At 67.5% G+C, this 6,999-nt stretch carries 10 protein-coding genes; 7 read left to right on the top strand and 3 right to left on the bottom strand.

From position 1 onward, the window contains the following. From ACXJKR_RS19945 to ACXJKR_RS19930, 4 genes are all read left to right on the top strand, one after another. The coding region (locus ACXJKR_RS19945; protein WP_457324288.1) for a (2Fe-2S) ferredoxin domain-containing protein at positions 1–283 on the top strand (283 nt) is incomplete at its 5' end. Continuing rightward, positions 280–912: an alpha/beta hydrolase gene (locus tag ACXJKR_RS19940; RefSeq protein ID WP_056194330.1), complete on the top strand. Its 633-nt coding sequence runs from the start codon at positions 280–282 to the stop codon at positions 910–912. The genes ACXJKR_RS19945 and ACXJKR_RS19940, both read left to right, overlap by 4 nt. A 21-nt stretch (positions 913–933) precedes the next feature. Beyond that, positions 934–2,079: a D-alanyl-D-alanine carboxypeptidase family protein gene (locus ACXJKR_RS19935; protein ID WP_457324287.1), complete on the top strand. Its 1,146-nt coding sequence runs from the start codon at positions 934–936 to the stop codon at positions 2,077–2,079. A gap of 7 nt (positions 2,080–2,086) precedes the next feature. Beyond that, on the top strand, positions 2,087–2,371 hold the full coding sequence (locus ACXJKR_RS19930; RefSeq protein ID WP_056194323.1) for a DUF493 family protein: 285 nt from the start codon (positions 2,087–2,089) through the stop codon (positions 2,369–2,371). On the opposite strand, the gene ACXJKR_RS19925 is transcribed toward ACXJKR_RS19930, so the two are convergent. Beyond that, positions 2,372–3,004 (bottom strand): tetratricopeptide repeat protein, encoded by a 633-nt coding sequence (locus ACXJKR_RS19925; RefSeq protein ID WP_457324286.1) that lies wholly within the window; start codon positions 3,002–3,004, stop codon positions 2,372–2,374. It abuts the gene before it with no gap. 56 nt (positions 3,005–3,060) lie between these two features. Between ACXJKR_RS19925 and lipB the strand changes: the two genes are divergently transcribed. Together lipB and lipA are read left to right on the top strand one after the other, a co-directional pair. Then, complete coding sequence (gene lipB / locus ACXJKR_RS19920; protein WP_457324285.1) at positions 3,061–3,738, top strand: lipoyl(octanoyl) transferase LipB; 678 nt, start codon at positions 3,061–3,063, stop codon at positions 3,736–3,738. A 2-nt stretch (positions 3,739–3,740) separates the two neighbouring features. Further along, positions 3,741–4,718 (top strand): lipoyl synthase, encoded by a 978-nt coding sequence (lipA, locus tag ACXJKR_RS19915; RefSeq protein ID WP_457324284.1) that lies wholly within the window; start codon positions 3,741–3,743, stop codon positions 4,716–4,718. On the opposite strand, the gene ACXJKR_RS19910 is transcribed toward lipA, so the two are convergent. Both ACXJKR_RS19910 and ACXJKR_RS19905 read right to left on the bottom strand, forming a co-directional pair. Next, entirely contained in the window at positions 4,719–5,702 is a 984-nt protein-coding gene (locus tag ACXJKR_RS19910) for an N-acetylmuramoyl-L-alanine amidase-like domain-containing protein (protein ID WP_457324283.1), read from the bottom strand. It abuts the gene before it with no gap. Between the two features lie 62 nt (positions 5,703–5,764). After that, positions 5,765–6,670, bottom strand: a complete 906-nt coding sequence (locus ACXJKR_RS19905) for a LysR family transcriptional regulator (protein WP_457324289.1) — start codon at positions 6,668–6,670, stop codon at positions 5,765–5,767. A gap of 100 nt (positions 6,671–6,770) precedes the next feature. Between ACXJKR_RS19905 and ACXJKR_RS19900 the strand changes: the two genes are divergently transcribed. Next, on the top strand, positions 6,771–6,999 hold a 229-nt coding region (locus ACXJKR_RS19900), incomplete at its 3' end, for an alpha/beta fold hydrolase (protein ID WP_457324282.1).

Raw genomic sequence — 6,999 nt, 5'->3', positions numbered from 1 at the left:
CACCAATGGCGAGGCCAGTTGCGCTGACCATGACGCGCAAGGCGGCTTCGACCACTGCAAGTCGCGCGTCAAGCAACTCGGCCTGGCCGGCAAGGGTGGCGTGCGCGTCAACAAGGCCGGTTGCCTGGACCGCTGCGCCGGCGGCCCGGTGGCTGTCGTCTACCCGGAAGCCATCTGGTATTCCTGGGTCGACAAGAGCGACCTGGACGAGATCGTTGAGCGCCATTTGCGCGACGGCCAGGTGGTCGAGCGCCTGGTGCTGCCGGATTCCGTCGGCCGATGAATTCGCAGACCGAGAAGCGCCTCGTCCCCGGCCCGGCCGGGCAGATTGAAGTTGCCATCGACCTGCCGCCTGGTTCCAATTCAGGCACGCCGCCGCTGGGCACGGCCCTGATCTGCCATCCCAACCCGACCCAGGGCGGGACCATGGACAACAAGGTCGTGCAGACACTGGCGCGGGCTTTCATTCAACTCGGCTGGCGGGCCGTGCGCTTCAACTTCCGTGGCATCGGCCAATCGGCAGGTGGCTGGGACGAAGGCCGTGGCGAAGTTGATGACGCGCTGGCCGTGCTCGACGCTGTTCGCGCGCCCGGCGAGGCATTGATCCTGTCTGGCTTCTCCTTTGGCGGCTACGTGGCCTCCCGCGCTGCCCAACGCCTGGCCGAACCGGCCCGGCGCCTCGTCCTCGTCGGCCCGGCGACCAGTCGTTTTGACACCGCCCCGGTGCCTGCCGACACCGTGGTCATCCATGGCGAGGTCGACGACGTTGTGCCCCTCGCCGCCGTGCTCGACTGGGCGCGGCCGCAAGGCCTTCCCGTGACCGTCGTCCCCGGCGTGGGCCATTTCTTCCACGGGCAGTTGCCGCTGCTCAAGTCCCTTGTGGTGCGCGCGTTCGATCCCACGAAGATCTAGTCGCTGCGTCTGAACAGATCCATGAAACGACTGCTTGCTTTCCTCCTCGCCGCGCTCTCGCTGACTGCCCTGGCCCAGGCCCCCCAGCCACCGGAACTCGCGGCGCGCAACTATGTGCTGATCGACCTGACCACGCACAAGACCCTGGCCGAGCGTGATGCCGACACGGCCAATGACCCGGCGTCCCTGACCAAGCTGATGACGGCCTATGTCGTCTTCGGCGCGCTGCGGGAGAAAAAGCTGACGCTGGAGCAGACCCTGCCCGTGTCCAAGCGCGCCTGGGACGAGCGCAAGGGCGATCCTTCGCTGATGTTCATCGACACGACGATGACGCCCAAGGTCGATGAGCTGCTGCACGGCCTCATCATCCAGAGCGGCAACGACGCCGCCGTGGCCCTGGCCGAAGGCGCGGCCGGTTCGGTCGAGAACTTCGTGCAGCTGATGAACCGCCAGGCCCAGGCCTGGGGCCTGAAGAACACCGAGTTCAAGAACGTGACCGGCACGTCCGAGCCCGGCCACAAGAGCAGTGCGCGCGACATCGCGGTGGTGGCTTCACACATCATCACGGACTTCCCCGAGTACTACGTCTACTACTCGCAGCGCGACTACACCTTCAACAAGATCCGCCAGGACAACCGCAACCTGCTGCTGCGTCGCGACCCGACGGTGGATGGCATGAAGACCGGTTTCACCGAGGCCGCCGGCTACTGCCTGGTGTCCAGCGCCAACCGCGATTTCCCCAACGGCAAGCGCCGCCTGTTGTCCGTTGTCATGGGCACGGCGTCAAAGGAAGCTCGCGCCAGCGAGAGCCAGAAGCTGCTGAACTGGGGCTACACGGCCTTCGATGCGGTCAAGATCTTTGACGCCGGCAAGGCGATTGCGACCGTGCCGGTCTGGAAGGGCGAGGCCAAGGAAGCCAGGCTCGGTGCGGCTGACGCCATCTTCGTCGCCGTGCCGCATGGCGACGGCACCAAGCTGCAAACCCAGGTCGAGCGCACCGACCCCCTGGTGGCGCCGCTCAGCAAGGGCCAGCGCGTCGGCACCCTGCGCGTGACGACGACGRCCGGCGCGCCGGTGGCCGAGGTGCCGCTGATCGTGCAGGAAGCCGTGCCCGGCTCCGGCCTGCTCGGTCGTGCCTGGGATTCGCTGCGCCTGTGGATCAAGTGAGGTCATGATGAACCTGCCGCCCGACATTCCGCCCGAGCAATCGCTCATCGAATACCCCTCGCAGTTTCCGATCAAGGTCATGGGCGCCCATGTCGAGGGCTTCGTCGAGGCCATCGCCCATGTGGCGCGACAGTTCGACCCAGCCTTTGATGCCGCCACCATCGAGCAGCGCCCGAGCAAGGGCGGCAACTACCTCGGCCTGACCATCACCATCACGGCCACCAGCCGCGAGCAGCTAGACGAGATCTACCGCACGCTGACCACGCATCCCATGGTCAAGGTCGTGCTCTGATCAGGTCGCCGCGTCGCCGGCCTGCATGGCCTTGATCTTGGCCTTGGCCGCGTCATCGCCGTTCTTGGCGGCGATGTCGTACCAATAGCGCGCCAGGCGCGCGTCGGCCTCGACGCCCGACCCCGTCTCGAACATCGACGCGACGATGTATTGGGCGCCGACGTCGCCTGCCTTGGCCGCTTCCAGATACCAGCGGTGGGCCTGGGCCAGGTCCTGGGACCGGCCGCGGCCGAGGTAGTAGCAGGTGGCGGTGGCGAGGGCGCCATCGCCGTTGCCCTGCTCCGCCGCGCGCTCAAACCAGCCGCAGGCGGCTTTCGGGTCGGGCTTGCCATGGCGGCCCTGCTCGATCATTTCGCCCAGGGCGTTCTCGGCCAGGGCCAGCTTCTGCGCCGCCGCACGCTGCAGCCACTGCCAGGCCTTGGCGTCGCTGGCGCCGGGCAGCTCCTTGCGCAGATTCATCATCGCGAGGTTGAACTGGCCGAGCGCCTCGCCGCGCCGGGCTGATTCGGCAAAGCCCTTGGCCGCAGCCTTGAGGTCGCCCTCGTCGTAGGCGGCCAGCGCGTCGGGCAGTGAGGCGGCCCGGGCCAGGGAGGCGGCGAGCAGCAGGGCAACGGCAATCAGTGGCGTCTTCATCGGGTCGAGTCGGCTCAGGTGGGCGAAGGCTTACAGCGTCTGCCTATGATGCCCGCATGATCGTCAAGACCCTCGGGCGGGTCGATTACCTGCCCACGCTGGAGGCCATGCGCGCCTTCACGGCGGCGCGCGATGCAGACACGCCCGACGAGCTCTGGCTCTGCGAGCACCCGCCCACCTTCACGCAAGGCCTCGCCGGCAAACCGGAGCACCTGCTGCTGCCGGGCGACATCCCCGTCGTCGCGACCGAGCGTGGCGGCCAGGTGACCTATCACGGGCCCGGCCAGGTGACGGCCTACCCGCTGGTCGACCTGCGGCGCCTGGGCATCTTCGTCAAGGAATACGTCTTCCGCCTGGAGACGGCCCTCATCCAGGCCCTGGACAGCTATGGCGTGACCGGCCTGCGCGTCGGCGGCGCGCCGGGCATCTATGTGCGCCCGGCCGACCCCGGCAGCCATGCGGCGCTGGCCGGTCCGGCCGATCCGGCGAATGGCTTCAAGGGCCTGGCCAAGGTTGCGGCCCTGGGCATCAAGGTCAGCCGCCACTGCACCTATCACGGCCTTGCGCTCAATGTTGCGATGGACCTGGAACCCTTCCTGCGCATCAACCCGTGCGGATACGAAGGCCTGGAAACCACATCCCTCGATAAACTCGGGGTTTTCACCGACTGGCCGACCGCGGCCGGGCGGCTCGCCGAGCGGCTCTCGGCACAATTTGAAGTCTCGACGCCTTGACCATGTCCGACACGACCACCTACGACCCGACGATCAAGCAAAAGGCCGAGGCCAAGACCTCCCGCATCCCGATCAAGATCGTGCCGGCCGAGGTGCTGAAGAAGCCGGACTGGATCCGCGTCAAGGCCGGTTCGCCGACGACCCGCTTCTACGAGATCAAGCAGATCCTGCGTGAGCACAAGCTGCACACGGTCTGCGAGGAAGCCAGCTGCCCCAACATCGGCGAATGCTTCGGCAAGGGCACGGCCACCTTCATGATCATGGGTGACAAGTGCACCCGCCGTTGCCCCTTCTGCGACGTCGGCCATGGCCGGCCCGACCCGCTGGATGTCGACGAGCCGCTGAACCTGGCCAAGACGATTGCGGCGCTGAAGCTCAAGTACGTCGTCATCACCAGCGTCGACCGCGACGACCTGAAGGACGGCGGCGCCGGCCATTTCGCCGAATGCATCACTAAGACGCGCGAGCTGTCGCCGACGACCCAGATCGAAGTGCTGGTGCCCGACTTCCGCGGCCGCGCCGATCGCGCGCTGAATATCCTGAAGGCCGCGCCGCCGGATGTGATGAACCACAACCTGGAAACCGCGCCGCGCCTGTACAAGGAAGCGCGCCCGGGTTCCGACTACCAGTTCAGCCTCGACCTGCTCAAGCGCTTCAAGCAGGAAGTGCCGGGCGTGCCGACCAAGAGCGGCATCATGGTCGGCCTGGGCGAGACGGACGACGAGATCCGCCAGGTCATGCGCGACATGCGGGCGCACGACATCGACATGATCACCATCGGGCAGTACCTGGCGCCATCGGGCCATCACCTGCCGGTGCGCCGCTATGTGACGCCCGACGCCTTCAAGCAGTTCGAGAAGGAAGCCTACGAGCTGGGCTTCACGCACGCGGCCGTCGGCGCCATGGTGCGCTCCAGCTACCACGCGGACGAGCAGGCCCACGCGGCCCTCAATCCGACGGTCAGCCCGACGGCGGCCTGATCAGGACCGCTGCGGCCGGGGCTGCGGCGCCATCGGCGGCACTTCTGGCGCCTCGTTCAGGCGCAGGAACTTGAAGCCCGCCAGCTGCGCCTTGTTCTGCCCCGCCTGGCGCGCATCGCGTTCCGCCATGCGGGCGATGAAGCCCTGCAGCGTCTCCTCGCGCACCTGCGGCTCGGCTGAATGCAGCAGGCGACGGGAGCCATCCGCGCCGGTGACGATGAGGCCGACATGCGATGCCCAGGACTCGCCGCCGCGGCTGGAGATGACGTTGACGAAATCGCYGTCCTGCAACTGGGCCTCGACAGCGGCCACGTCCTGCTTGGCAACGTAGACATCGTCGAAGTTCTGCACCGGGATGTCGCGGCGGATCTTGAACTGCTTGAGCAGGAAGGCCTGACGGTCGATGCGCTGGYGGTAGGGCTGGGTCGGCGCGCCCAGGGTGGCGGTGACGTCCTGCACCAACCAGCGGTTGGCGACATTCCAGTCGGCTTCGGTGTAGTGGTTGCGCGTGGCGGTGCCGATGACCCCGTCGCGGTAGCGGATGCGCTGCAGCATCCAGAAGAACTCTTCCCAGGATGCGCTCAATGCCATCGCATAGGTATGTTCCACGAAGACGACGCAGTCGCTTTTGCTCAGGTCGAACAGCGGCTGGGCGTCGTAGGTCTCGTAGGGGAACTCGCCCAGCAGGAAGAGCTCGTAGGGCTGGCCGATGTTTTTGCGTGCCAGCGCCGCGATGCGCTGGCGCAGGGCCGGCTGGTCCTGCTGTTGCCAGGCCAGGTAGCGGCCCAGCTCGCGCGGCTGCATCTGGTAGAGCGGCTTGTTGAGCAGGCTGGCCAGTTCGGTGGCGTCCAGGCTGGCGCGGCGAGCGGCATCCAGCTGTGTGGCCGTGGGCTCGATGCGGGGTGGCGACGGTGGCGGCGGGGGCTGGTGGGCGCAGCCAGCCAGCAGCAGGGATATGGCGAGGGCGGCAAGCGTCTTTTGCATCGCCGCAGTGTCAGTCCAGCGGCGCCTCGGTGGTCATGAGAGCTTGTGGGACGTCCATAACGTCAGGATTCGCCGGCCTGGGCGCGCAGCGTCTCGATGAGCAGGCGCGTCTTGCGAGGTGGCTGCTGGGCGGCCGGATAGAGGGCGTGGATGCCGCCTTCGGGCAGATGCCAGCCCGGCAGCAGGCGCACGAGGCGGCCGGCGGCGAGGTCGTCGGCAACGAGATAGTCCGGCAGCATGGCCATGCCGCCACCCGCCAATGCCGCGCTGCGCAGCGCCGAGGCGGTGTTGAAGGACAGTACGGACTGCAAGCGCACCGCCTGTTCGGCCTCGCCGTCGGCGTTGAAGCGGCATTGCAGCGGCTGGGGAAGCACGGTCAGCGCAATCAGCGGCAGGGCTGCCAGCTCGCCCGGATGAGCGGGTGCGGCGCGTCCCTCGAGCAGGCTCGGGCTGGCAACGACGTAGGCGCTGAAGGACCGGATGCGCGTCGCGCGCAGCTCGGAGTCGGCCAGTTGGCCGATGCGGATGGCCACGTCGATCTGCTCGGCCACAAGGTCCAGCGGCCGGTCGACAGCCAGCACATCGATCTGCAGTTGCGGGTGGCGCTGCGTCAGTGCGACGGCGACGGGCGCCAGCACGCGCTCGGCATAGTCCACCGGCGCCGTCACGCGCAGCCGGCCACGTGGCTCGGCCGTGTTTCCGGCGGCAGCGGCGATGGCCCGCTCGGTGTYGGCCACGATCTGGCGCGCAGCATCGAAAAAGCCCTCACCCGCCTCGGTCAGGCGCAGGGAGCGCGTGGTGCGCAACAGCAGGCTGGCGCCGACCTCAYGCTCCAGGCGCTGCATGTGGGCGCTGACCATGGTCGTCGCGATACCCAGCCGGCGGGCGGCTGCGCTCAGCGAGCCGGTTTCGACAACGGCGACGAAGACGGCCAGGCGGTTGAGGTTGACGTTGGCGAGGTTGTTGATAGTGATCTTCCACTCAGAGTGCAAGGTGCTTGCAGGATAGCGCGGCTACCGGCCGGTCTGCGCTGATCGCACACTGGAGCCATTCCCTGCTGAGATCGCCATGAGTCACCCCATCTTGCATCGCAACATCCAAGTCAACGGGCTGAACCTGTTCTACCGCGAGGCCGGCCCGGTGGATGCGCCGACGTTGCTGCTGCTGCACGGCTTCCCGTCATCGTCGCGCCAGTACGTGAAGCTGATGGAGGCGCTGGCGGATCGCTACCACCTCATCGCGCCCGACTATCCGGGTTTCGGCCTCAGCGACGCGCCGCCGGCCGCCGAGTTTGGCT

The organism is Roseateles sp. P5_E11 (assembly GCF_054049355.1).
This window is presented reverse-complemented; position numbering and strand designations above follow the sequence as displayed.

Coding starts and splice junctions, on each gene's coding strand:
- lipB (WP_457324285.1), top strand. CDS start 3,061: ATGATCGTCAAGACCCTCGGGCGGGTCGATTACCTGCCCACGCTGGAG.
- lipA (WP_457324284.1), top strand. CDS start 3,741: ATGTCCGACACGACCACCTACGACCCGACGATCAAGCAAAAGGCCGAG.
- ACXJKR_RS19940 (WP_056194330.1), top strand. CDS start 280: ATGAATTCGCAGACCGAGAAGCGCCTCGTCCCCGGCCCGGCCGGGCAG.
- ACXJKR_RS19930 (WP_056194323.1), top strand. CDS start 2,087: ATGAACCTGCCGCCCGACATTCCGCCCGAGCAATCGCTCATCGAATAC.
- ACXJKR_RS19925 (WP_457324286.1), bottom strand. CDS start 3,004: ATGAAGACGCCACTGATTGCCGTTGCCCTGCTGCTCGCCGCCTCCCTG.